The sequence below is a fragment of the Frigoribacterium sp. R86507 genome (assembly GCF_044597695.1).
GTDB lineage: Bacteria > Actinomycetota > Actinomycetes > Actinomycetales > Microbacteriaceae > Frigoribacterium.
The window spans coordinates 2,280,688-2,304,834 of the sequence record NZ_CP139002.1; the positions used below are offsets into that span (position 1 = coordinate 2,280,688).

A 24,147-nucleotide genomic window follows, 5' to 3' on the forward strand; every position below is an offset into this window, starting at 1 on the left:
TCATGACTACCCAGCAGCTCCCCACCGTCTCCGCCGTCGCCGGCATGATCGACCACGCGATCCTCAAGCCCGAACTCACCCGCGCCGAGGTAGACGCCGCCCTCGACGACGCCGCCGCGAACCACGTCTTCAGCGTCTGCGTGCGCCCCTCCGACATCGCGCACGCCGTCGAGCGCCTCGACGGCACCGGCGTGCTCGTCGGCACCGTCATCGGCTTTCCCCACGGCACGACCTCGACGGCCGCGAAGGCCGCCGAATCGCGTCAGGCGATCGCCGACGGCGCCGCCGAACTCGACATGGTCGTCAACATCGGCTGGCTGCGCAGCGGCATGACCGACGAGGTCGAGGCCGACGTGCGCGGCGTGGTCGAGGCGGCCGGCGACACGATCGTCAAGGTCATCCTCGAGACGGCCTACCTCGACGACGACCAGATCGTCGCGGGCTCGAAGGCCGCCGAGCGCGCCGGGGCCGCCTTCGTCAAGACGTCCACCGGTTTCGCGGGCGGCGGTGCGACGCTCCCCCACCTGCGCCTCATGCGCGAGGCCGTCTCCGACTCCGTCCAGGTGAAGGCCTCGGGCGGCGTGCGCGGCCTCGACACGGTGCTCGAGATGCTCGACCTCGGAGTCACGCGCTTCGGCACGAGCGCCAGTGGCACGATCCTCGCCGACCTGGCGCACCGCCTCGAGACGGGCCGCGCCTCGGGCGCGGGCGACGACGCGACGTCGTACTGACCTGACGAGCCGAGGAGGCGCGGGGCGCGTCGACGACGTGACCCGCGCCTCCTCGAGGGGCTCGCGATCGACGGGCCGCCGCACGCCGGCCGGTCACCGCCGAGCAGACCCGCGGGGCCTCAGGCGGTCGGCAGCCCCAGGATCTCGCGCGTGCGGACGACGTCGGCCCGGATGTGCGCGATCAGGGCCTCGAGCCCGTCGAAGCGCACGTTGCCCCGCACCCAGTCGACGAAGTGGACGGTGACCTCGAGCCCGTAGAGGTCGAGTGAGACGTCGAGCAGGTGCGCCTCGACCTGCTTGGCCGGCACCCCCTCGAAGGTCGGGTTGTTGCCGACCGAGACCGCCGCCGGGTAGAGCGTGTCGCCGACCATCACGCGGGCGGCGTAGACGCCGTCGGCGGGGACGAAACCTTCGCTGTCGCGGGCCAGGTTGGCCGTCGGGAAGCCCAGCTCACGGCCGCGCTGTTCTCCGTGCACGACGATGCCGCGCACCGACGGCTCGCGACCGAGCAGGACGCCGGCCTCGCGGACGTCGCCGGCGTCCATCAGTTCACGGATCCAGGTCGAGGACGCCCGACGGCCACCGCTCGGTCGCACGTCGTCGATCGAGACGACCCGGAACCCGCGGGAGGCACCGAGTTCGCGCAGGGTGTCCACGGTACCGCTGCCCCGCACGCCGAAGCGGAAGTCGTCGCCCACGAACACGACCCGGGCGTGCAGGGCCCCGACCAGGATGCGGTCGACGAACTCGTCGGGCGTCAGCGCCCGCAACTCGGCGTCGAAGGTGAGCATGAGGGTGGCGGCGACACCGGCCTCGTCGAGCAGCTCGCGCTTCTGCCGGTTGCTCACGAGGGCCGTGGGCACGTCGTCGGGTCGCAGGACCGCCAACGGGTGCCGGTCGAAGGTGACCACGGTGGACACGAGACCCTCGTCGCGCGCCACCCCCTCGAGCATGTCGATCACGGCGCGGTGCCCGACGTGGACCCCGTCGAACTTGCCGATGGTCACGGCGCTCGGCCCGAAGTCGGGCGGCACGTCGCCGACCAGGTCGTAGAACTGCACGCGCGCTACCTCGTCGTGCCCGGGTCGCGAGGAGACCCGCCGGCCCCCGCGCCCTCGCCACCGGTGCCACCCGCGGCCCGGGTCGCGCGCCCCTGCCGCCGCAGCCACAGGATGCCGAGCACGGGCAGGACGAGCGGCACGAAGCCGTAGCCGCGCCCGAAGAACGACCACACGGTGTCGTGCGGGAAGAGTTCGGGGTCGAGCACGGTCACGAGGCCGATGATCAGGACGCCGACGAGCTCGAAGCTGATGGTCGCCCAGGCCACGGCGTACCAACCCTGGCCACGTCCGATCAGGGCCACGGTGGCGACGATGTAGACGACGGCCGACAACGCGCTCAGGGTGTAGGCCAGCGGCGCCTCGGAGAACTGGGTCGTGATCTGGAAGACCGACCGACCGGTGGCGGCCAGGGCGAGGAGGGCGTACACGGCGATGAGGACCCGGCCGAGGCCGACCGCGCGCGTTGACTTCTGAGTGACCATCCCGTCAAGGATAGGACTCCGACGGGCCCGCCGCCGACCGGGTGTGTCAGAGGCCCTGGACGGTCCAGATCTGGAACATGCGGTAGACCATCACGGCGATCGCGAACGACGAGGTGGCCAGGACGAGGTTGCTCCACCGGGTGCGGTCGACGAGCGCCCAGACGGTCGCGAGCGGCGGCAGCAGGATGGCCGAGACCAGGTAGATGTAGAACTCGACGAGGTTGCCCGTCGGCGCGTTGCCGACGAACGGCGCCACGATCGCGACGACGAGCTGCACGAGCAGAAGCAGCAGCACGACGGCCCCCGTGCCGACGGTGATGTCGTCGGGCTGACGCTTCGCGAAACAGGCGACCACGCACACGATGCCCGCCACCACGGCCACCACGACCTGGACCCAGGTGAACCATTCGATCATGCCTGCACCTCGTCGGTCGGGAAGTTCACGATGGGCTTCGCGGCACCCGCGCGCACCGAGACCAGGCCAGCGAGCCTGCCCGTGGGCGTGACGGCGGCGACCGGCCCGGGGGTGTCGTCGAGTTCGACGGCCACGCGCTTGCCGTGCCCGAGGTCGACGGCCTCGGCCGCGGTCATGGACCACTCCGGGAAGAGCGTCCGGGCGACGTCGACGGGAGGCAGCAGCGCGGGGGCGACGTCGATGCCCTCGAGGACGGAGGCGCGGGTCACGTCGAACGGCCCGACCCGCGTCCGACGCAGCGCGGTCAGGTGTCCCCCGACGCCGAGGTCGGCTCCGAGGTCACGGGCGAGTGCCCGGACGTAGGTGCCGGACGAGCACGAGACCCGCACGTCGAGGTCGCGCACGGGCACCCCGTCGACGACGGCGTCGCGTCTGTCGAGCACGGTGAACTCGGCGATCGTCACGTCGCGGGCCTTCAGCTCGACCTCGACCCCGGAACGAGCGAGGTCGTAGGCGCGCCGGCCGTCGACCTTGATCGCGCTCACCGTGGTGGGCACCTGGCTGATCGGACCGGTCAGCCGGACGATGCCGGCGTCGATCGCGTCGTCGGTGACGTCGACCGCCGAGGTCGTCGAGACGACCTCGCCGTCGCTGTCGTCGCTGGTCGTGGACACGCCGAGACGGATGGTCGCGTCGTAGCCCTTGTCGAGGCCGACCAGGAAGGTCAGGAGGCGCGTCGACGAGTTCAGGCCGAGCACCAGCAGCCCGGTGGCCAGCGGGTCGAGCGTGCCGGCGTGGCCGACCTTGCGCGTGCCCGCGGCCTTGCGCACGCGCGAGACGACGTCGTGGCTGGTGATGCCCTGCGGCTTGTCGACGAGGAGGAGGCCGCTGTTCACCCGACGACGTTAGCGCAGCGGGAGCACGAGGAGGCCGGGGACGCGCTCAGCACGCGTCGTCGAAGCGTCGACGGGGGTGCTCGCGGTCGGAGTTGTCGACGACGGCCGAGGCCCTGGCCCGGGCGTCGAGTCGCGAGTCGTCGGCCGTGACCCAGACCCGGTAGTGCCACAGCCCCGCGAGGCCGGGGCGGGCGAGGTCGGTGCCGTCGACCAGCAGGACCGCGTCGGCCGGACCCGTGACCCAGGCGGACTCGACGGCACGGTCGGCGTCGGCGTCCCAGGCCCGGTCGACCCAGCCCGTGCTGCCGCCGAGCCGGAACGGCTCGACGAGCACACGCCGGAACAGGCTCTCGTCCAGGACGGGAGCGGAGTCGAGCGGAGCCCCGACGGGACGCTTCTCGAAGCCGTCGAGCGAGGCGCGGAACGCCGCGTGCCCCTGCTCGCGGAAGGCCTCGAGGAGGTCGTCGGCGAGATCGGCCGCACCCGCGCCTCCGTCGCTGTCGATCGCGACGAGCACGCGGCCGCGCCCGTAGTTGTGGACGATCTCGGTGGCGAGTTCGCGCAGCGTGTCTTTCTTGGCAGGGGCCCATCGGGTGGTCATGCCGACACCGTACGCCCGACGACCGACACGACGCCGGGGACGTCGTCGACGCGCCGTAGGCTCCTACGGTGAGCATCTCCCCCGCCGTGAACGCCTGGTTCCGCGAGAACGGTCGCGACCTCCCGTGGCGGCGTCCCGGCTTCACGGCCTGGGGCACGCTGGTCAGCGAGATCATGCTGCAGCAGACCCCCGTGGCCCGCGTCGTCCCGCGCCTCGAGCAGTGGCTCGACCGCTGGCCCACGCCGGCCGACCTGGCGGCCTCGCCGTCCTCCGAGGCCGTGCGGGCCTGGGAACGCCTCGGCTACCCGCGTCGGGCCCTCGCCCTCCACGCCGCCGCCGTGGCCATCACCGAGAGACACGACGGGGTCGTACCCGAGGACGTCCCGTCGCTCCTGGCGCTGCCCGGCATCGGCGACTACACCTCCCGTGCCGTCGCGGTCTTCGCCTACGGTCACCGTCACCCGGTAGTCGACACGAACGTCCGCCGCGTCCTGGCCCGTGCCGTCGAGGGGATGGCCGAGCCGTGGGCGCCCAAGGCCTCGCGCGACCTGCCCCTGATGGAGTCACAGTTGCCCGACGACCTCGAGGAGGCGCGGGTCACGAACGCGGGCGTCATGGAGTTGGGTGCACTGGTCTGCACGGCACGGTCGCCGAAGTGCGACGTCTGCCCGCTGGTCGAGCAGTGCGCGTGGGTGCTGGCGGGTCGTCCTGCGCACACCGGGCCGCGCCTCCGGACCCAGGCCCGTTTCGAGGGGTCGGACCGCCAGGTGCGGGGCATGATCATGGCCGAGTTGCGGGCCGTCGACGTGCCCGTCACCCCGGCCGAGATCGAGACGATCTGGCCGGACGACGCGCAACGCGCGAGAGCCCTCGCCGGATTGCTCCGTGACGGTCTGGCCACGGGGTCGCCCGACGAGGGCTATCGCCTGCCCGACTGAGACGGGCGGGCGTCCTGACGGACGCTCCGGTCAGCGGGTGGAGTCGTCGGGCTCGGTCGAGCCGCCCGCGGCCGGGGCCTCGAGTTCGTCGTCCATCGCCAGGTCGTCGTCGAGGTCGTCCTCGGCGTCGTCGAGGTCGTCGTCCGCGTCGAGGTCGCGCGGCTTGACGTACGGGTCGGCGTCGCCGGCGTACTCGGCCGACGAGGCCATGGTCTGGCTCTCGTGGTCGCGCTGACGGGCCTCTTGCAGCAGGCGGTCGATCGAGGCCGCGTTCTCGGGCAGGGCGTCGAGGATGAACTCGAGGCTCGGCGTGAGCCGCGCGGTGATGTTCTTGCCCACCTCGCTGCGCAGCATGCCGGTCGCCGACTTGAGGGCGGCACCCGTGTCACGTCGCTCGTCGTCGGTGCCGTAGACCGTGTAGAAGACCGAGGCGTGCTGCAGGTCGCCGGTCACCTTGACGTCGGTGATCGTGACGAAGCCGAGGCGGGGGTCCTTGATGCCGCGTTCGAGACGCCGCGCGATGATCTCGTGGATGCGGTCGGCCATCTTGCGGGCGCGTTGCGCGTCAACCATTGTTCACTCCTGTTCGTGCTGCTCGCCGCCGTGGCGAGAGGGGTGAGGCCCCGCCCCGACCGTAGTCGGAGCGGGGCCTCGTGTACTGCGATGACGCCGGGTCAGACCCGGGGCTTCTCGACCATCTCGATGGTCTCGATCTCGTCGCCGATCTGGATGTCGTTGAACTTGCCGAGACCGATGCCGGCCTCGAAGTCCGTCCGCACCTCGGTGACGTCGTCCTTGAAACGACGCAGCGAGTCGATCGCCAGGTTGTCGCCGACGACGACGCCCTCGCGGATGACACGGGCACGAGCGTTGCGGGTGATCGTTCCGGATCGCACGATGACACCGGCGATGTTGCCGACCTTCGACGAGCGGAAGATCTCGCGGATCTCGGCGACACCGGACTGCTTCTCCTCGAACTCGGGCTTGAGCATGCCCTTGAGCGAGTTCTCGATGTCCTCGAGCGCCGCGTAGATGACCGAGTAGAACCGCACGTCGACACCCTCGCGAGCAGCACGCTCACGAGCCTTCGTGTCGGGACGCACGTTGAACCCGATGATGACCGCGTTGTCGACCGTCGCCAGGTTGACGTCGCTCTCGGTGACCGCACCCACACCGCGGTGGATGATGCGCAGCTGCACGCTGTCGTCCACCTCGATCTTGAGCAGGGACTCTTCGAGCGCCTCGACGGCACCGGACACGTCACCCTTGATGATGATGTTGAGAGCCTCGACCTTGCCCTCTTCGAGAGCACGGGTGAAGTCCTCGAGCGAGATGCGCTTGCGGGCCTTGGCCAGCGACGCGTTGCGCTCGACGGCTTCACGCTTCTCGGCGATCTGACGAGCCGTGCGGTCCTCCTCGGTGACGAGGAAGGTGTCGCCGGCTCGGGGAACGCTCGACAGCCCCTGGACCAGCACGGGCCGGCTCGGGTAGGCCTCGTCGACCGAGTCGCCGTTCTCGTCGACCATGGCGCGGACGCGGCCGTAGGCCGTGCCGGCGACGATGGCGTCACCGACGCGCAGCGTTCCCGACTGGATCAGCACCGTCGCGACGGCACCGCGGCCCTTGTCGAGGCGGGCCTCGATGGCGACACCGCGGGCGTCCTTGTCGGGGTTGGCACGCAGGTCGAGACCGGCGTCGGCCGTGAGCAGGACGGCCTCGAGGAGGGCGTCGATGTTCTTGTTGTCACGGGCCGACACGTCGACGAACATGACGTCTCCGCCGTACTCCTCGGCGACGAGGCCGTACTCGGTGAGCTGCTGACGCACCTTCGCCGGGTTGGCACCCTCTTTGTCGATCTTGTTGACCGCGACCACGATCGGCACGCCGGCCGCCTGGGCGTGGTTCAACGCCTCGACCGTCTGCGGCATGATGCCGTCGTCGGCCGCGACCACGAGGATCGCGATGTCGGTCACCTGGGCACCACGGGCACGCATGGCGGTGAACGCCTCGTGACCAGGGGTGTCGATGAAGGTGATGGCGCGCTCGACGCCCTCGTGCGGAGCCCACACCTGGTAGGCACCGATGTGCTGCGTGATGCCACCGGCCTCGCCGGCGACCACGTTGGCGTTGCGGATCGCGTCGAGGAGTCGCGTCTTGCCGTGGTCGACGTGACCCATGACGGTGACGACGGGAGGACGGATCTGCAGGACGGACTCGTCCTCGTCCTCGAGCTCTTGCTCGAGGTCGATGTCGAAGCCCTCGAGCAGTTCTTTGTCTTCGTCCTCGGGCGAGACGACCTGGATGTTGTAGCCGAGCTCTTCGCCGAGGACCTGGAAGGTCGCCTCGTCGAGCGACTCGGTCGCCGTCGCCATCTCACCGAGGTGGAAGAGGACGGTCACCAGGTTGCCGGGGCTCGCGTCGATCTTGTCGGCGAAGTCGCTGATCGAGGCACCGCGACGGAGGCGGACGATGGTGCTGCCGTCGCCACGGGGGACGCTGACGCCACCCAGCGACGGAGCCGAGCGCATCTCGAACTCGGCCCTCTTCGTCCGCTTCGACTTGCGCGCCTTGCTCTTGCCGCCACCGCGACCGAACGCACCGGCCGTGCCGCCACCGGGGCCACGGCCGCGACCGCCGCCACCGGAGGGACGGGGACCGCTGAAGCCGGGGCGGAAGCCGCCGGCCGCGCCAGGAGCACCGGCACCGGGACGCTGGAAGCCACCACCGGCACCACCGGGACGACCTGCGCCGCCACCGGCGGGACGCTGACCGAAGCCGTTGGGACGGGGACCGGCACCCACACCGGGTCGCGGGGCACCCGGACGGGGAGCACCGGGACGCGGGGCCATTGGGCGGGGGCCTGCGGCGCCACCGGGACGCGGCATGCTGTTGGCCGCACCGGAGCCACCGGGACGGGGCGCGCTGGGGCGACCCATGCCCTGGTTGCTGGCGAAGGGGTTGTTGCCGGGACGCGGAGCACCGGGGCGGGGGCCGCCGGGCTTGGGACCGGCGGCACCGGGCTTGGCGGCGTCGTCGGCCGGAGCCGCCGCGTCGTCCTTGGCGGCTGCCGCTGCCGCGGCGCGCTGCGCCTCGGCCTGGGCCTGTCGCTCGGCGACCGTCAGCGGGGCGACGGGTGCGGGTGCCGCGTCGACGTCGGGCTCGGCCGCCACGGGGGCGGGCGTCGGCTCGGCGACGGGGGGCTTGGGAGCTGCCGGACGGGGACCGCCGGGCTTGGGTGCCGAGCTCGCGGGCTTCGCGGCGGCACCGGCCGAGGGGGCCTTGGCAGCGGGGGTCGCGGGCTTCGCAGCGCCGGCGAAGGCCTGGCGCAGCTTGCGGGCGACGGGAGGCTCGACGCTGGACGACGGTCCCTTGACGAACTCGCCCATCTCTTTGAGCTTCTCTAGTGCGGTCTTGCTGTCGATCCCCAGCTCGCTGGCGATCTCGTGTACGCGTGGTTTAGCCACAGTTCTCCTGTCTCGGGCCCTTCCCGAGACGGGAAGAGCCTTCAGTTCTGGACGGGTCTCATTTCGAGCCGCTCATTAGTGGTTGCTCATTAGTTGTCCATGTGCCGTTCAGCCTGTTCTGTCGTGGCGATGGGTCGTGAAGTGGTGATCCGCGTGAGGTAGGCGCGGAGCTCATCGACGTCGGGTTCGGAGTCGAGGCGGAGTGCACGGCGGAAAGCCCTGCGCTTCACTGCCGACTCGAACGCGTCGATCGACGGCGTCAACCACGCACCCCGCCCGGGAAGGGTCGCGGTCGGATCGACCACGAGACGTCCGTTTCGGGCGACGACCCGCACGAGTGCGGATCGCGGAGCGCGCGCTCGAGTACCGATGCACGTTCTGACGGGTTCCACCTTACCCCCTCGGGTCGTCGGACGGGAGACGCCGAAGGCGAACGGCGTGGTGCGCCGGTTGCCCTCGGCGTGTCGGAGAGATCAGTCGTCTTCGAGGATGCTGTCCGGCTGGATGTCGATCCGCGCGCCCGTGAGCTTGGCGGCGAGGCGGGCGTTCTGCCCCTCTTTGCCGATCGCGAGCGACAGCTGGTAGTCGGGCACGAGGGCCCGAACGGCCTTGGTGGACGCGTCGATCACAAAGGCCGACGAGACCTTGGCCGGCGACAGCGCACTCGCGACGAAGGTGGGCAGGTCGCTCGAGTAGTCGACGATGTCGATCTTCTCGTCGTTCAGCTCGGTGGTGACCGCACGCACGCGCTGCCCCATCTCGCCGATGCAGGCCCCCTTGGCGTTGACGCCGGGCTCGGTCGCGCGGACGGCCATCTTGGTGCGGTGACCGGCTTCGCGGGCCAGCGAGACGATCTCGACGACACCGCTGGCGATCTCGGGCACCTCGAGGGCGAAGAGCTTGCGCACGAGCGACGGGTGGGTGCGCGAGACCGTGATCTGCGGCCCCTTCGTGCCCTTGCTGACGCCCGTGACGTACACGCGGATGCGCGAGCCGTGAGTGTACTTCTCACCCGGCACCTGCTCTTCGGGCGGCAGGATCGCCTCGACCGTGCCGAGGTCGACATGGATCATGCGGGGGTTGGGCCCCTGCTGGATCACGCCCGCGACGATGTCGCCCTCACGGCCCTTGAACTGACCGAGCACCTTGTCGTCGCCGATGTCGCGCAGGCGCTGGTTGATGACCTGCTTGGCCGCGAAGGCGGCGATGCGGCCGAAGTCGCTGGGGCTGTCGACGGACTCGCCGACGACCTCGCCCTCGTCGTCGCGTTCGATGGCGAAGACCGAGACGTGCCCGGTCTTGCGGTCGAGTTCGACGCGAGCAGCCGGGATGCGGCTCTCGGGCTGGTTCGTGTGCTTGAGGTAGGCCGTCAGGATGGCCTGCTCGATGATGCGCACGAGTTCGTCGAAGGGGATTTCACGCTCGCGCTCCATGAGACGCAGCACGCTCAGGTCGATGTCCACTGAGGGCCTCCACTATTCAGATCTGCAGGCTGCACGCACGATGGCGCGCACAGCATGGCTCTACGGTACCCGAGAGCGGGGTGCCCGGCGGACCGTTCGCCGGGGTCGGCACCGCGCCTCCTCGGGGTCGTCCCGACCGGGACGAGGAGGCGCGGTGCCGGCGCTCAGGACGCCCGCGGAGCCGTGAGGGTCGCGACGGCCTCGGCCACGGGGACCGGGGTGCGCTCGCCCGTGCGGCGGTCCCAGAGTTCGACGACGCCCTCGCCGGCCGAGCGGCCGACGACGACGATCTGCGGCACGCCGAGCAGTTCGGCGTCGCCGAACTTGACCCCGGGAGAGACCTTGGGACGGTCGTCGTAGAGGACGTCGAGGCGGTGGGCCTCGAGGTCGGCGGTGAGCTTCTCGGCGACCTCGTAGACCACGGGGTCCTTGCCAGTGGCCACGACGTGCACGTCGAAGGGGGAGACGTTCGTGGGCCAGATCAGGCCCTTGGCGTCGTTGTTCGCCTCGGCGATCACCGCAAGGATGCGGGTGACGCCGATGCCGTACGACCCCATCGTGACCGTGACCTGCTTGCCGTTCTCGTCGAGCACCTTGAGGCCGAGCGCCTCGGCGTACTTGCGACCGAGCTGGAAGACGTGGCCGATCTCCATGCCGCGGGCGGTCTCGATCGGGCCGGAGCCGTCGGGGGCGGGGTCGCCCTCGCGGACCTGTGCGGCCTCGATGGTGCCGTCCGCGGTGAAGTCGCGACCCATGACCAGGTCCGCGACGTGCACGCCCTTCTCGTTCGCCCCGGTGACCCAGGCCGAGCCCTCGACCACGCGAGGGTCGACGAAGTACCTGATGCCCGAATCGGACTCGCCGCCGAGCACCTGGGGGCCGAGGTAGCCGCGGACCAGGACGGGGTTCTTCACGAAGTCGGCGTCGCCGGCGGCCTCGACCTCGGCCGGCACGAAGGCGACCTCGAGCCGCTTCATGTCGACCTCGCGGTCGCCGGGCAGGCCGACGACGACGAGCTCACGGCGTCCGTCGAGGTGGCTGAGCGCGACGACGACGTTCTTCAGCGTGTCGGCGGCCGTCCAGGGGCCGGAGTCCCGGGCCTCGTCGGCGTTGAGCTGGGCCACGAGCGAGTCGATGGTCGGCGTGTCGGCGGGTGCCAGACGACGGGCGGGGGCCAGGCCCTCGAGCGGGACCGTGTCGGGCACGATCGTCGTGAAGGCCTCGACGTTCGCGGTGTAGCCGCCGGCCGAGCGGACGAAGGTGTCCTCGCCGATGACGGTCGGGTGCAGGAACTCCTCGCTGCGCGAGCCACCCATGGCCCCGGCGTCCGCCTTGACGATGACGTACTCGAGGCCGAGACGGGTGAAGATGCGCTCGTAGGCGTCGCGCTGCTTCTGGTAGCTCTCGTCGAGCCCGGCGTCGGACGCGTCGAACGAGTAGGCGTCCTTCATCGTGAACTCGCGGCCACGCAGCAGGCCGGCCCGGGGCCGTGCCTCGTCGCGGTACTTGTCCTGGATCTGGAACAGCGTCAGGGGAAGGTCTTTGTAGGACGAGTAGAGGTCTTTCACCAGCAGGGTGAAGGCCTCTTCGTGCGTGGGGGCCAGCAGGTAGTCGGCGTCCTTGCGGTCTTTGAGCCGGAACATGCCGTCGCCGTACTCGGTCCAGCGGCCGGTGGCCTCGTAGGGCTCACGGGGCAGCAACGCGGGGAAGTGCACCTCTTGGGCACCGGCGGCCTGCATCTCGTCGCGGATGATCGCCTCGATCTTCGCCTTGACGCGCAGGCCGAGAGGCAGCCAGGCGAAGACGCCCGGCGCCTGACGCCGGATGTACCCGGCCCGGACGAGCAGCCGGTGGCTGGTCACCTCGGCGTCGGAAGGGTCTTCTCGGAGGGTGCGGACGAAGAGCTGGGAGAGACGAGTGGACACCCGTCCAGCTTAGGGGCGTGCCCGGGTCACCACGGCTTGCCGTCGTAGTCGCCCGGGTTCTGCTCGTAGTAGCGGTCGCGGTCGGTGTCTTGTTGTTGCTGCTGCTGACTCTGCTCGCCCTGCTGCTGCAGTTGGTCGAGGGGGTCGTCGGACTCGGCCTGCCCCTCGCCCTCGCCGGGCTCGTCTCCCCCGGCACCGGGATCGCTGCCGTCGTCGCCCCCGGGCTGCTGCTCGTCGCCCTCGCCCCCCTGGGCCTGCTGCCCCTTCTCGTCGAGGCGCTGCTGGGCGTCGTCGAGCGGCTGGGAGGTGTCGGGCCGCTGGGGGTCCTCCGGCGGCTGGAAACAGCCCTCGGGCGCCTCGTCGACGGTCTTCTGCCCGAGTTCGTACAGCGCCTCGGCGTCGGCGTAGCGCAGTTCGAGCAGGGCCGCGTCGCCCTGCGCCTCGATCGTGAGCACCAGGTTGACCCGGATGACGCACGAGATCGTCGCGTCGTCGGGAGCGAGGTCGAGCGCCGTGACGAACTCTTGCCGAGCCACGTCGAGCACGCCGATCTGGGCGTAGGCGGTGCCCCGGTCGAAGTGGTGCACCCACGGCTCGACCACGTTGGCGACGCCGAGCGGCTCGGAGAGGGAGGCGCTGCGTTCGAACCGCTGGTCGCCGTACGACCACTGCGTCAGGGCGGCGAACGTGGGCAGGCTGAGCAGCTTGAGCGCGACGAGCAGGACCACGAGGACGACCGGTGCCGACCAGAGCAGCAACCGACGCCGGAGGCGCTTGCGGTACTGCTCGACGGTGGGCCCGGCCTCGGCCTCGTGGGCGCGGCGGATCTCGTCGACGGGCGGCGGGACGAGGGTGTCGGTCACGGGCGTGCTCCCCCGTCGGGTCGGGCGGCGTCGAGAGCCGACGTCGCAGCACGACCACGCCCCCGGCCCGGCCCACTCTCGTCGCGCTGGGGCCGTGTCGGGCGGACCTCGCCCAGGGCCCTGGCCACGAGGGCGACGTCCATCAAGAGCAGCACGAACGCGGGGATGGCGGCGATCCAGTAGAGGTCGATCAGGCTGTCGGCCCGCCCCTCGTCCGAGGCGACGGCCCCGTCACGGGCGTCCGCGACGGCGGCGTCCACGGACGTGTCGGCCGTGCGGTGCACGTACGGCACGCCGAGCTGATCGGCGATGCGCCGGAGGGCGTCCTCGTCGATCGTCGAGACGGCGTCGGGATCGCCGGGCTGCGTGCGGTCCTGGATGTACTCCTTGGTCGAGTACTCGTCGCCGTAGCCGTCGAAGACGCGCATCTTGCCCCCCTGCTCGGTGCCGTAGCCGAAGACGGCACCGCCGTCGACGTCACCGGCCGAGGCCGCGAAGCTCTCGGGCTCGGTGCTGCTGGTCTGCTCGCCATCGCCGAGGTAGTAGACGACGTTGGCTCGTTCGGGGGCGCTCTGCCGCGCCTCGGTCAACCGCTCGGCCAGCAGGTCGTTCGCCTCGCTGACGGAACTGCCGCTCGAGTAGTAGGTGACCTCTTGGTTCATGGCGTCCGCCGCGGCGACCACGGCGGAGGCGTCGTCGGTCAGCGGCGTCCGCAGGACGGCCGTGCTGTCGAAGGACAGCAACGAGAACCGTGCGCCCGCCAGCTGCGAGGTGACCTCGGCGATGTCGGACCGCACCCCGTCGAGACGACGCTGGCCGTCGCCCCAGTCCTCCGCCGCGATGCTCGAGGTCGTGTCGACCACGAAGAAGACGTTGAGCTGGGCGACCGACGCCTGGGCCGACCCGCCGGGGAGGCTCGGTCGCACCGCGACGACGAGGAGCAGGGCGACGATCACCAGTCGTCGCACCCAGGTGAGCAGGGCCCGTCGTCGGCCCCGCTCGGCCACGACGCGCCAGCCGGTGAACCCGAGCAGGGCGACGGCGGCCACGCCGAGGAGCCACCAGGGCAGCACGGGCTGGAAGACCAGCGCGCGGGCGATCACAGCCGCACCCGCCAGAGCATCACGAGCCCGCCCATCGCGACGAGCAAGGCGGCGATCGCCAGAGCCTGCGGGTGATCGGTCACCACGAGCCGTCGGGCCCCCGTGAACAGCCCCGCCTCGCGCGCGTCGATCTCGTCGACGATCTGCGGCACGGTCGTCGAATCGTCGAGGGCGTAGTAGCCGCCGTCGGTCGACTCGGCCGCGGTGCGCAGTTCGGCCGCGACCTGGTCGGCCACGGCGTCCGTGGCATGGTCGGCGGGGTTCACCGCGTACACGCGGACGTCGCGCTCGGTCGCCAGGTCGGCTGCCTCGGTGAGCGTGAGCAGGGCCTTGCCGTTGACGTAGTTGTCGGTGGCGAGCACGACCGACTTGGGTCGCGTGCTGTCGTCGTCGCCGAACCCGAGGACGCACGAGGCCAGCCCGTCACCGATCAACGAGGCACCGTCACCGAGGTCGGTGCCCGTCCAGTAGCGGGTGCCGTTCTCGCCCATGGTGTCGAACGAGTCGCGGTACTGCTCGAGTTGCGTGCGGACGAAGTCGTAGTCGTCGGTGAGCGGGAACGCCTGCACGGCCGAGCTGTCGAAGAGGTACAGCCCGACGCGTTCGCCGTCGAGCCCCTGCGAGAGGGTCGAGAACGTGTCGACGATCTGGGAGTCGACCTCGGTCATCGACCCCGACACGTCGAGGCAGAGCATGATGTCGCGCTTGTACGACTGCGGTTCGACGACGTCGGTGCTCGAGACGCGGGCCGCGAGCAGGACGCTGATGCCGGTCAGCGCCACCATGGCGACGAGCACGACCGCGAGGGCGGCACGGTAGCGCCGGACGACGCGCTGGTAGGCGGGTAGCGCGGTCAGCCGCTCGCCGTGCGCGACCGGGACGCCGAGACGACGGAGGCGCGCTCTGTCTCGGCGCCTCCACCGCACGTAGAGCCACGCCGCCACCGCCACGACCGCCAGTGCGACCAGCGGCAACCACCAGAAGATCAGCCCCATGACGACACCAGGTCTCTCGCGGTGGCGACGGCACGCGCGGTGTCGCCGGGCTCTTCGAGTCGGAAGGCCGGCGGATAGTACTGCTCGACCGCCCCGGCGAGTCGGGGCAGGTTCGACTCGCGGAGATCGGCGAGGGTCATCACGTGCGTGTCGACGCCGTTCGTCTCGTGCGCGAAGAACCGCAACAGCAGGCTGAGCCGGGAGTGCACCCCACGGTCGTTGAGCCGCCCCGAGGTCGCGGCCGTCTCGACCTCGTCGATCAGGGCGAGGTACTTCGCCTTGGTGTCGGCGAGGGCAGCCGGTCGGGACGCCGCCTGGGCCGCTCGCTGGGCCGGGGGAAGTCGCCGTGCCGCGAAACGGAACACGAAGACGTACCAGGCGACCACGAGGGCCAGCCCGACCAGGCCGAGTACGAGCCAGAGCACCCAGAGCGGGTACTGGTAGGGCCCGAAGAAGTCGTCAGCGCCCGACACGACGGTGCTTCTCGATCAGGGCGAACAGACCCGGCACGACCTCGGCCTGGCTGCCGAGTCGCTGGCTGCTGATGCCGAGGGCCAGGAGTTCGCGCTCGGTGTCGCCCGTGCGGCGGAGGGACGACTCGTCGAACTCGCGCCGGAGCTGCGCGTTCTCGCGGAGGTAGGCCGGCAGCCCGGACATCTCTCGAACGTCGAAGACCTCACCGGCGTGCCCGGCGCGGGTCATCAGGTCGGCGTCGCCGATCGTCAGCCAGACGACCTCGTGCTGGGCGCGCAGACGGCGGAGCAAGCGGGTGATGCGCTCGTCGATCGCGACGTCGTCGGTGACCACCAGCAGCATCGAGCGGCGTCGGATGCCGCGGGCGACCCACTCGAGCACCGAGGCGAGGTCGCTGGTCGGGGCGTCGAGGTCGACCCGTCGGTCGACCTGCCGTAGGAGGGTCTCGAGGTGGGCCTCGGTCGCGCCGGCCGGGTGCGCGCGAGTACCGGACGAGTCGCCCGCCACCAGGGACACGACGTCGCCGTGCTTCGCGGCGATGTAGGCGAGGGCGCCCGCCGCCATCAGCGCGATGTCTTTCTTGGACTCGCCGCTCGTGGAAGTCGCCGCCATGTTGCGACCGGTGTCCATCACCAGGACGAGGTTCTGCCGCCGGCTGGCGATGTACCGCTTGACCAGGGGCTCGCCGTGACGGGCCGTGGCCTTCCAGTCGATGTCTTTGACCTCGTCGCCCGGGACGTAGGCCCTGAGGTCGTCGAAGTCGTGGCTGCGCCCGTGGTGCACCGAGGCGTAGCCGCCCTCGAGCAGGTCGATGGTGCGTCGGTGGGCGAAGAGCCCCATCTTCGTCCGCACGCGCAGCAGCAGGCTGGCCACCGGCGTCAGGGGGTCTGGACGGCGCCGAACACGGCGTCGATGATCGTCTCGGGCGCGACCTCGTCGGCGGTGGCCTCGTAGTTGAGGATCATGCGGTGTCGCAGGACGGAGTGCCGCAGGTGCTTGACGTCCTCGGGGATGACGTAGTCGCGACCGTGGAGCAGGGCGAGGGCACGGGCCGCCTGCATGAAGGCGATGCTCGCCCGCGGGCTGGCCCCGAACTCGACGTAGTCGGCGAGGGTGGCCGGGATGTACTGCTGGGGGTGCCGCGTGACGTAGATGAGCTGAACGATGTAGTTGACGATCGACGCGTCGACGTAGACGCGCTTGGCCAGGTCTTGCAGGTAGACGACGTCGGCCAGGCCGACGCCGGTCGAGGGGACGGCGGCCTCGTCGTAGACGCCGCTCTCGATGCGCCGGATGATCTCGGCCTCTTCGGCCGGAGTCGGATAATCGAGGATCTCTTTCAACAGGAAGCGGTCGAGCTGCGCCTCGGGCAGCTGGTAGGTGCCCTCTTGCTCGATCGGGTTCTGCGTGGCCAGGACGAGGAAGGGCGACGGCAGCCGGTAGACCGTGCCACCGATGGTGGTCTGCCGCTCTTGCATCGCCTCGAGCATGGCGCTCTGGGTCTTGGCGCTCGACCGGTTGATCTCGTCGAGCAGGACGAAGTTCGAGTGGACCGGCCCGAGCTGGGTGACGAACGTCGACTTCTGGGCGTCGTAGATCTGCGTACCCGTGATGTCGCTCGGCAGCAGGTCGGGCGTGCACTGGATGCGCCGGAAGCTGGCGTCGATCGACTGCGCGATGGTCTGCGCGGCGGTCGTCTTGGCCAGCCCCGGGACGCTCTCGAGCAGGACGTGCCCACCGGTGATCAGGGCGACGAGCAGGGTGTCACGGAGGGCCGTCTGACCCACGACCTTGCGGCCGAACGCCTGCGACACCGCCCCGACGATCTGCCGGGCCCGCTCGAGTTCGGCGGGCGTCACGGGGGCCGAGGCCGGCGGCGGGGTCTGGCTGGCGGTGGCGGTGTCGGTCACGCGCCCCACTGTAAACCAGTCCCCCGACAGCGTCGGTGCCCACGGCCTGGGTGCCTCATCGCCGCAGTGCGCGCCTCGCCAGCCAGTTGCCGAGGAACTGGACGAGCTGCACCAGGACGATGATCAGCAGCACCGCGGCCCAGGTCACGACCGGGTCGAACTGCCGATAGCCGTAGAGCAGGGCGAAGTTGCCGAGCCCGCCGCCGCCGATGTAGCCGGCCACCGCCGACATGTCGACCAGCGCGACGAAGATGAACGTGTACCCGAGGACGAGCGGTCCGAGCGCCTCGGGCAGCAGCACCGTGCCGATGATGCGGGCCGGGCCGGCCCCCGCGGCTCGTGCGGCCTCGATGACCCCCGGCTGCACGGTGAGCAGGTTCTGCTCCACGATGCGCGAGATGGCGAACGACGCGGCGAGCGACAGGGTGAAGATGATGGCCGGGTTGCCGCTGCCCGAACCGATGACGAACCTCGCCAACGGCTGGGCCGCGGCCAGGAAGATGATGAACGGGATCGGTCGGAACACGTTCACGACCACGTTCAGCACACCGTAGACGACGCGGTTCGCGAACAGCGCCCCGCCCCGCGTCAGGTAGAGCGCCAGGCCGAGCACGAGCCCGCCGATGCCGCCGAAGAGCAGCGTCAGGGCGACGATGTAGACGGTCTCGACGGCCGCCTGCCACAGCATCGGCTGCAGTTCGATCAGGGAGTCCATGTCAGCGTCCTTCCGTGGGTGCGACCGAGATCGTCGGCGAGGTGGGCAGTTCGGTCGCGTTGTCGCCCAGCTCGGCGACGGCCGCCCGGACGGCCGCGTCGTCACCGGTCACGGCGAGGGTCAGGGTGCCGAAGGTGCGCCCCTGGATGTCGTTCACGCCACCGAAGACGATCTCGAACAAGAGGCCGTGACGGGCGAGCAGGGCGAAGACGTCGCGCTGGTCGACGCCGCCCTCGGCGATGCGGACCGACACCAGGGTGCCGTCGTGCCGGGCCCGTAACGCCTCGAGCTCGTCGCCGTGCGGCGTGCCCGCGATGACGGTCGAGACGAACCGTTTGGTCGACGCCTGCTGCGGGTCGGAGAACACCTCGAAGGTGGGGCCGGTCTCGACGACGCGTCCGGAGTCCATCACGGCCACCCGGTCGGCGATCGACTTGATGACGTCCATCTCGTGGGTGATCACGACGATGGTGATGCCGAGCTCGGCGTTGACGCGCTTGAGCAGCGCGAGCACCTCGCTCGTCGTCTCGGGGTCGAGCGCGCTCGTCGCCTCGTCGGCCAGCAGGATGCGGGGGTTCGTCGCGAGCGCCCGGGCGATGCCGACGCGCTGCTTCTGACCACCAGAGAGCTGGTCCGGCCGGGCGTGGGCCTTGTCGCCGAGGCCGACGAAGTGGAGCAGGTCGCTGATGCGCCGCTGGTGCTCGGCCTTCGGCACCCCCGCTGCCTTGAGCGGGAACTCGACGTTGCCCCAGACCGTCTTCGACGAGAAGAGGTTGAACTGCTGGAAGATCATGCCGATGCCGGCCCGGACCCCGCGCAGTTCGCGCTCACGCAGGCCGGTGATCTCGCGACCGTCGACGCGGATGCTCCCGCTCGTCGTGGGCTCGAGGGCGTTGACGAGGCGTACCAGGGTGCTCTTCCCCGCGCCCGAGTAACCGATGATGCCGAAGATCTCGCCCTCGGCGATCTCGAGGCTGACGCCGTCGACCGCGGTCAGCGGTGCGGCGCCCTTCTCGCGGGGCGGGTACGTCTTGACGACGTCGGTCAGGGTGATGGCGGGCACGCGTTCTCCTCGGCACGGGCGGAGGCCCGGACCGCGAGCGGGTGTCTGCGCGCGGTCCGGGCCGGGGGTGGCGACCTGGTGGGGTCAGCCGTTCTGTTCGACGAGCTTCTCGGTCTCGGTCAGCGATTTCTCGAGGTCGCTCGCGGGGATCTTCGTGATGATCGCCGTGCCACCCGAGTTGTCGACGACGCCGTCGGTGACGGTCTTGGTGTCCTGGTAGATCTGGACGAGCTTCCGGTAGGTCGCGTTGTCCTTGTCCTCCGCACGGGCGGCGAAGACGTTGGCGTAGGGCACCGACGAGGGGTCCTCGGGGTCGTCCTGGGCGATGACGTCGTCGGTCGACAGGCCGGCCTTGGTCGCGAAGTCATTGTTGATGATCGCGCCGGCGTAGTCGGGCAGCGAGGTGGCGGCGAGGTCGGCGCTCACCGTGGCGACCTTGACCTTCGACTTCGACTCGTCGACGTCGTTGACGCCCGAGAAGATCGTGCCGCCGTCCTTCAGCGAGACCAGGCCGTTCGACTGCAGCACGAGCAGGGCGCGGGCCAGGTTGCTCGAGTCGTCGGGGATCGCGATGGTGTCGCCTTGCTGGAAGTCGCTCAGCTCGGTGTACTTCGACGAGTACAGCGGCAGCGGGTAGATCGCCGTCGAACCGATCGGCACGATGTCGTTGCCCGAGGCCACGTCGTACTGCGCGAGGTAGACGATGTGCTGGAACTGGTTCAGGTCGATCTCGCCGTCGGCGAGGGCCGGGTTCGGCTGCTCGTAGTCCGAGTAGTCCACGAGGTCGACCGTGATGCCCTCGTCGGCCGCGGCCTGGACGAAGTCGGCCCAGTACGGGTCGCTCGCGCCGACGACGCCGATGCGGACGGTCTCGTCGTCGCCACCGCCACGGGTGACTCCGATCGCGATGCCGACGGCGGCGAGCACGACGACGACCGCGACGATGATGGCGATCAGTCGACCGGGGCCCTTCTTGGGGGCGTCGATCAGGGGGGCGCTGCTGGTCATGGGTTCCTCTCGGGGCGCTGCGGGAGCACCGCTCGGGGGTGGGCCGAGGCTGTCGCGGTGCGTGCTCCATGCTGGCGGACGCCCCAGGGCGCGTCACATCGGGGCGTCACACGACGACACACGGCCAAGGCGACCCCGGGCACGGACGCGACCACACGCAGGAGGCGCGGTGCGAGAACCCTCGCACCGCGCCTCCTGAAGGGGGTCGCGTCGCCCCCGGGGCGTGCCGGGTCAGACGGTGACGACCTCGGGCGAGCCCAGCTCACCGGGGGGCATCTCGGCGGCGAGGCGGTTCGCCTCGTCGATGAGCGTCTGGACGATCTCGGACTCGGGGACGGTCTTGATGACCTCGCCCTTGACGAAGATCTGCCCCTTGCCGTTGCCGGACGCGACGCCGAGGTCGGCCTCGCGGGCCTCGCCCGGGCCGTTGACGACACAGCCCATGACGGCGACGCGCAGGGGCACGGTCATGCCCTCGAGCCCGTCGGTGACGTCGTTGGCGAGCTTGTAGACGTCGACCTGGGCACGACCGCAGCTGGGGCAGCTGACGATCTCGAGCTTGCGCTCGCGCAGGTTGAGCGACTGCAGGATCTGCAGGCCGACCTTGACCTCTTGGGCGGGCGGGGCACTGAGGCTGACGCGGATGGTGTCGCCGATGCCCTCGCTCAGCAGGATGCCGAACGCCGTGGCCGACTTGATCGTGCCCTGGAACTCGGGACCGGCCTCGGTGACGCCGAGGTGCAGGGGCCAGTCACCGCGCTCGGCGAGCTGGCGGTAGGCCTTGACCATGACGATCGGGTCGTTGTGCTTGACCGAGATCTTGAAGTCGTGGAAGTCGTGCTCTTCGAACAGCGAGGCCTCCCACACGGCGGACTCGACGAGCGCCTCGGGCGTGGCCTTGCCGTACTTCTGCAGGATGCTGGGCTCGAGCGAACCGGCATTGACGCCGATGCGGATCGAGACGCCCGCGGCCTTCGCCGCGGCGGCGATCTTGCCGACCTGGTCGTCGAACTTGCGGATGTTGCCGGGGTTGACCCGGACTGCCGCACAGCCGGCGTCGATCGCCTGGTAGACGTAGTTGGGCTGGAAGTGGATGTCGGCGATGACCGGGATCTGGCTCTTCTTCGCGATGATCGGAAGGGCCTCGGCGTCGTCACGGCTCGGCACGGCGACGCGCACGATGTCGCAGCCGCTGGCCGTGAGCTCGGCGATCTGCTGCAGGGTGGCGTTGATGTTGGGGGTCGGAGTCGTGGTCATCGACTGCACGCTGACGGGGGCGTCGCCGCCCACGAGCACCTTGCCGACCTTGATCTGCCGCGTCTTGCGGCGCGGGGCGAGGACTTCGGGGACCTTCGGCATTCCGAGATTGACTGCTGGCACGGTGTCATCGTAAACCTCGGCGCTGGACGCCGCGTGACGGGCGGGTGACCGGCCCGTCACGCGAGGCCCGCGACCGGTCGTCAGCCGAAGATGTCGATCGGGTTCACGATGTCGGCGTAGGTCAGCAGGACAGTCATGCCACCGAGCAGGATCACGATGGCGAAGGTCACGGGGATGGCCTTGGCCGTGTCGACCGGGCCCGGATCGGGACGGCGGAACAGCTTCGCGAAGCCGCGGCGGATCGCCTCGATGAGGGCGCCGGCGACGTGGCCGCCGTCGAGGGGCATGAGCGGCACGAGGTTGAACACGAACAGCGCGACGTTGAGGCTCGCGAGCAGACCGACGAGGGTGCTGATGCGGTCGACCACCGGGATGGTGTCGAGGCTCGCGATCTCGCCCGCCATGCGCCCGACGCCGACGACGCTGACCGGGCCGTTCGGGTCGCGCTCGGCACCGCCGAAGGCGGCCTGGGCCACCCCGACGAGGCGCTGCGGCAGGGTGACGATGACGCCGACCACGTGCGCGATGTTGTCGCCGACGGCCGGCAGCACGGCCGTCACGGGCTCGCGCACCTTCTCGTAGGCGAAGCCGATGCCGACGAAGCCGACCTCCTGCGTCTGCGAACTGCTGTCCGGGTTCGTCGCGACGGCACCGCTCGACGTGGTCACGTAGCGCTCGGACAACGCCGGTGTCACCTGGAGCGTGCGCTCGGTGCCGTCGCGGTCGACCACGACGTCGAGGGTGTCGTCGGGAGAACGCTGCAGGATGCTCGTGATCTGGTCGCCGTCGGTGACGGTCGTGCCGTCGATCGACACGATGCGGTCACCGTTCAGCATGCCCGCGGCGTAGGCCGGGGCCTCGGGGGCGTCGGACGGGCAGCTCGTCTCGGTCGACCCGGCGGGCAGGACGCAGGTGCTGACGCTGCCGACGGTCGTGCTCGCCTGCTGGACGCCGAAGCCGCAGAGCAGCACGGCGAACAACACGATCGCGATGAGCAGGTTCATGAACGGCCCGCCGAGCATGATGATGACGCGCTTGTACACGGGCAGGCGGTAGAAGGTGCGCGACTCGTCGCCCTCGTCGACGGTCTCGGCACTGGCGGTCCGGGCGTCCTGCACGAGGGTGTTGAAGAAGCCGGTGCTCGACTGGCGCGCGCCTCCCCCGGTCTTGCCCGGAGGGAACATGCCCGACATCGAGATGTAGCCGCCGAGGGGCAACGCCTTGACGCCGTACTCGGTCTCGCCCTTCTTGCGTGAGAAGACGGTCGGCCCGAAGCCGATCATGTACTGGCCGACCTTCACGCCGAACTTCTTCGCCGGCACGAGGTGGCCCACCTCGTGCAGGGCGATCGACACGGCCAACCCGACGACCATGACCAGGACGCCGAGCACGAAGAGGAGGATCGTCTGCACCGGGCAAGGGTAGCCGCCCGTGGCCGGACGTCCACCGCGCCGACGCCATGACGACGCTGGGAGCCCCGAACTGGGGCGGCGGCCTCAGCGGGCCAGCAATGCGTCCGCCTCGGCACGGGCCCAGCGTTCGGCGTCGAGCACGCCCTCGAGGCTGCTCTCGCCCGCGGTGTGCCGGTCGACGACGGCCTCGACCACGTCGAGGATGTCGAGGTACCCGACGCGTCCCGCGTGGAACGCCAGGACGGCCTGCTCGTTGGCCGCGTTGAAGACGGCCGGGTAGGTGCCCCCGGCCCGCCCGACCTGCTTGGCGAGCCGTACGGCCGGGAAGGCCTGCTCGTCGAGGGGCTCGAACGTCCAGGTGGAGGCGCGGGTCCAGTCGAGGGGGACGCCCACCCCCTCGACGCGGTCCGGCCAGGCGAGCCCGAGCGAGATCGGCAGGCGCATGTCGGGGGGCGAGGCCTGCGCGATGGTCGAGCCGTCGACGAACTCGACCATGGAGTGGACGATCGACTGCGGGTGCACCGTGACGTCGATGTGGTCGTAGTCGACGTCGAACAGCAGGTGCGCCTCGATCACCTCGAGTCCCTTGTTGACCAGGGTCGACGAGTTCGTCGTGACGACCAGGCCCATGTCCCAGGTGGGGTGTGCGAGGGCCTCGCGTGGGGTGACGTCGGCCAGCGAGTCCCGCGTGCGACCGCGGAACGGCCCGCCCGACGCCGTCAGGACGAGCCGACGCACCTCGCGGTCGTTGCCCGAGCGCAGCGCCTGCGCGATCGCCGAGTGCTCGGAGTCGACCGGCACGATCTGACCGGGGGCGGCCCGCTGCGTCACGAGGTCGCCACCGACGATCAGGCTCTCTTTGTTCGCCAGGGCGAGCGACGCACCCGAGTCCAGGGCGGCGAGGGTCGGTGCGAGGCCGACCGAGCCCGTGATGCCGTTCAGGACGACGTCGGCCCGGACGTCGCGGACGAGCTGCACCGATTCGTCGGTGCCGAGGGCCGTGTGCTCGACGCCGAACTCGGCCGCCTGAGCGGCCATGCCCTGGCGGTCCGAGCCGGCGGAGAGGCCGACCACCTCGAAGAGATCGGGGTGGGCCCGGACGACGTCGAGGGCCTGGACCCCGATCGAACCGGTGGAGCCGAGGATCGTGATGCGACGCATGGGGTCAGCCTAGGGCGAGCGCCGGCGGGGCCGCCCACCGCCGCTCAGCACCCCAAGGCTGGGCGACCCCCGGCTGGGCGACCCGTG

General features: G+C 70.6%; 24 protein-coding genes. 2 read left to right on the plus strand and 22 right to left on the minus strand.

What is annotated here, in order from left to right; translation table 11 throughout:
- Positions 1–2: 2 nt before the first annotated feature.
- Positions 3–731 (plus strand): deoxyribose-phosphate aldolase, encoded by a 729-nt coding sequence (gene deoC, locus SJY14_RS10775; RefSeq protein ID WP_396598886.1) that lies wholly within the window; start codon positions 3–5, stop codon positions 729–731.
- A 119-nt stretch (positions 732–850) separates the two neighbouring features.
- Here deoC and SJY14_RS10780 read toward each other — a convergent pair whose 3' ends face one another.
- From SJY14_RS10780 to SJY14_RS10800, 5 genes are read right to left on the minus strand one after another with little or no spacing between them, the layout of a single operon-like run.
- A complete protein-coding gene (locus tag SJY14_RS10780) occupies positions 851–1,792 on the minus strand; it encodes a bifunctional riboflavin kinase/FAD synthetase (RefSeq protein WP_071253861.1) in 942 nt (313 codons plus the stop codon).
- Positions 1,793–1,797: 5 nt separating this feature from the next.
- Entirely contained in the window at positions 1,798–2,274 is a 477-nt protein-coding gene (locus SJY14_RS10785) for a hypothetical protein (RefSeq protein ID WP_396598887.1), read from the minus strand.
- Positions 2,275–2,320: 46 nt separating this feature from the next.
- A complete protein-coding gene (locus SJY14_RS10790) occupies positions 2,321–2,689 on the minus strand; it encodes a hypothetical protein (protein WP_043596125.1) in 369 nt (122 codons plus the stop codon).
- Positions 2,686–3,585 (minus strand): tRNA pseudouridine(55) synthase TruB, encoded by a 900-nt coding sequence (truB, locus tag SJY14_RS10795; RefSeq protein WP_396598888.1) that lies wholly within the window; start codon positions 3,583–3,585, stop codon positions 2,686–2,688. Before truB ends, SJY14_RS10790 begins: the two co-directional genes overlap by 4 nt.
- A 46-nt stretch (positions 3,586–3,631) precedes the next feature.
- A complete protein-coding gene (locus SJY14_RS10800) occupies positions 3,632–4,186 on the minus strand; it encodes a hypothetical protein (protein ID WP_396598889.1) in 555 nt (184 codons plus the stop codon).
- Between the two features lie 68 nt (positions 4,187–4,254).
- Between SJY14_RS10800 and SJY14_RS10805 the strand changes: the two genes are divergently transcribed.
- Positions 4,255–5,124 (plus strand): A/G-specific adenine glycosylase, encoded by an 870-nt coding sequence (locus tag SJY14_RS10805; RefSeq protein ID WP_396598890.1) that lies wholly within the window; start codon positions 4,255–4,257, stop codon positions 5,122–5,124.
- 30 nt (positions 5,125–5,154) lie between these two features.
- Here SJY14_RS10805 and rbfA read toward each other — a convergent pair whose 3' ends face one another.
- The 17 genes from rbfA to dxr form a co-directional block, all read right to left on the minus strand.
- Positions 5,155–5,697 (minus strand): 30S ribosome-binding factor RbfA, encoded by a 543-nt coding sequence (gene rbfA / locus SJY14_RS10810; protein ID WP_396598891.1) that lies wholly within the window; start codon positions 5,695–5,697, stop codon positions 5,155–5,157.
- A 101-nt stretch (positions 5,698–5,798) separates the two neighbouring features.
- Positions 5,799–8,588, minus strand: a complete 2,790-nt coding sequence (gene infB / locus SJY14_RS10815) for a translation initiation factor IF-2 (protein ID WP_396598892.1) — start codon at positions 8,586–8,588, stop codon at positions 5,799–5,801.
- Between the two features lie 89 nt (positions 8,589–8,677).
- Complete coding sequence (locus tag SJY14_RS10820; protein WP_071253874.1) at positions 8,678–8,980, minus strand: YlxR family protein; 303 nt, start codon at positions 8,978–8,980, stop codon at positions 8,678–8,680.
- Between the two features lie 81 nt (positions 8,981–9,061).
- Entirely contained in the window at positions 9,062–10,051 is a 990-nt protein-coding gene (gene nusA, locus SJY14_RS10825) for a transcription termination factor NusA (RefSeq protein ID WP_054145760.1), read from the minus strand.
- A gap of 164 nt (positions 10,052–10,215) precedes the next feature.
- On the minus strand, positions 10,216–11,976 hold the full coding sequence (locus tag SJY14_RS10830; protein WP_396598893.1) for a proline--tRNA ligase: 1,761 nt from the start codon (positions 11,974–11,976) through the stop codon (positions 10,216–10,218).
- A gap of 26 nt (positions 11,977–12,002) precedes the next feature.
- Positions 12,003–12,839, minus strand: a complete 837-nt coding sequence (locus SJY14_RS10835) for a hypothetical protein (RefSeq protein WP_396598894.1) — start codon at positions 12,837–12,839, stop codon at positions 12,003–12,005.
- Positions 12,836–13,942 (minus strand): VWA domain-containing protein, encoded by a 1,107-nt coding sequence (locus tag SJY14_RS10840; RefSeq protein ID WP_396598895.1) that lies wholly within the window; start codon positions 13,940–13,942, stop codon positions 12,836–12,838. The genes SJY14_RS10835 and SJY14_RS10840 overlap by 4 nt, the downstream gene beginning before the upstream one ends.
- Positions 13,939–14,937 (minus strand): VWA domain-containing protein, encoded by a 999-nt coding sequence (locus SJY14_RS10845; RefSeq protein ID WP_396598896.1) that lies wholly within the window; start codon positions 14,935–14,937, stop codon positions 13,939–13,941. The genes SJY14_RS10840 and SJY14_RS10845 overlap by 4 nt, the downstream gene beginning before the upstream one ends.
- Positions 14,928–15,410: a hypothetical protein gene (locus tag SJY14_RS10850; RefSeq protein ID WP_396598897.1), complete on the minus strand. Its 483-nt coding sequence runs from the start codon at positions 15,408–15,410 to the stop codon at positions 14,928–14,930. The genes SJY14_RS10845 and SJY14_RS10850 overlap by 10 nt, the downstream gene beginning before the upstream one ends.
- Positions 15,397–16,284, minus strand: a complete 888-nt coding sequence (locus SJY14_RS10855) for a DUF58 domain-containing protein (RefSeq protein ID WP_396598898.1) — start codon at positions 16,282–16,284, stop codon at positions 15,397–15,399. Before SJY14_RS10855 ends, SJY14_RS10850 begins: the two co-directional genes overlap by 14 nt.
- 5 nt (positions 16,285–16,289) lie before the next feature.
- Positions 16,290–17,321 carry an AAA family ATPase gene (locus SJY14_RS10860; RefSeq protein ID WP_396598899.1) on the minus strand — a complete coding sequence of 344 codons (1,032 nt, stop codon included), beginning with the start codon at positions 17,319–17,321 and terminating at the stop codon, positions 16,290–16,292.
- Between the two features lie 55 nt (positions 17,322–17,376).
- A complete protein-coding gene (locus SJY14_RS10865) occupies positions 17,377–18,036 on the minus strand; it encodes a methionine ABC transporter permease (protein ID WP_043596109.1) in 660 nt (219 codons plus the stop codon).
- A 1-nt stretch (position 18,037) separates the two neighbouring features.
- Complete coding sequence (locus SJY14_RS10870; RefSeq protein WP_396598900.1) at positions 18,038–19,099, minus strand: methionine ABC transporter ATP-binding protein; 1,062 nt, start codon at positions 19,097–19,099, stop codon at positions 18,038–18,040.
- An 84-nt stretch (positions 19,100–19,183) separates the two neighbouring features.
- Positions 19,184–20,107 (minus strand): MetQ/NlpA family ABC transporter substrate-binding protein, encoded by a 924-nt coding sequence (locus SJY14_RS10875; RefSeq protein WP_071253886.1) that lies wholly within the window; start codon positions 20,105–20,107, stop codon positions 19,184–19,186.
- 231 nt (positions 20,108–20,338) lie between these two features.
- On the minus strand, positions 20,339–21,487 hold the full coding sequence (gene ispG / locus SJY14_RS10880) for a flavodoxin-dependent (E)-4-hydroxy-3-methylbut-2-enyl-diphosphate synthase (RefSeq protein WP_171007237.1): 1,149 nt from the start codon (positions 21,485–21,487) through the stop codon (positions 20,339–20,341).
- Positions 21,488–21,567: 80 nt separating this feature from the next.
- A complete protein-coding gene (locus SJY14_RS10885; protein WP_396598901.1) occupies positions 21,568–22,899 on the minus strand; it encodes a M50 family metallopeptidase in 1,332 nt (443 codons plus the stop codon).
- 84 nt (positions 22,900–22,983) lie between these two features.
- Positions 22,984–24,060, minus strand: a complete 1,077-nt coding sequence (gene dxr / locus SJY14_RS10890; protein WP_396598902.1) for a 1-deoxy-D-xylulose-5-phosphate reductoisomerase — start codon at positions 24,058–24,060, stop codon at positions 22,984–22,986.
- Positions 24,061–24,147 lie beyond the last annotated feature (87 nt).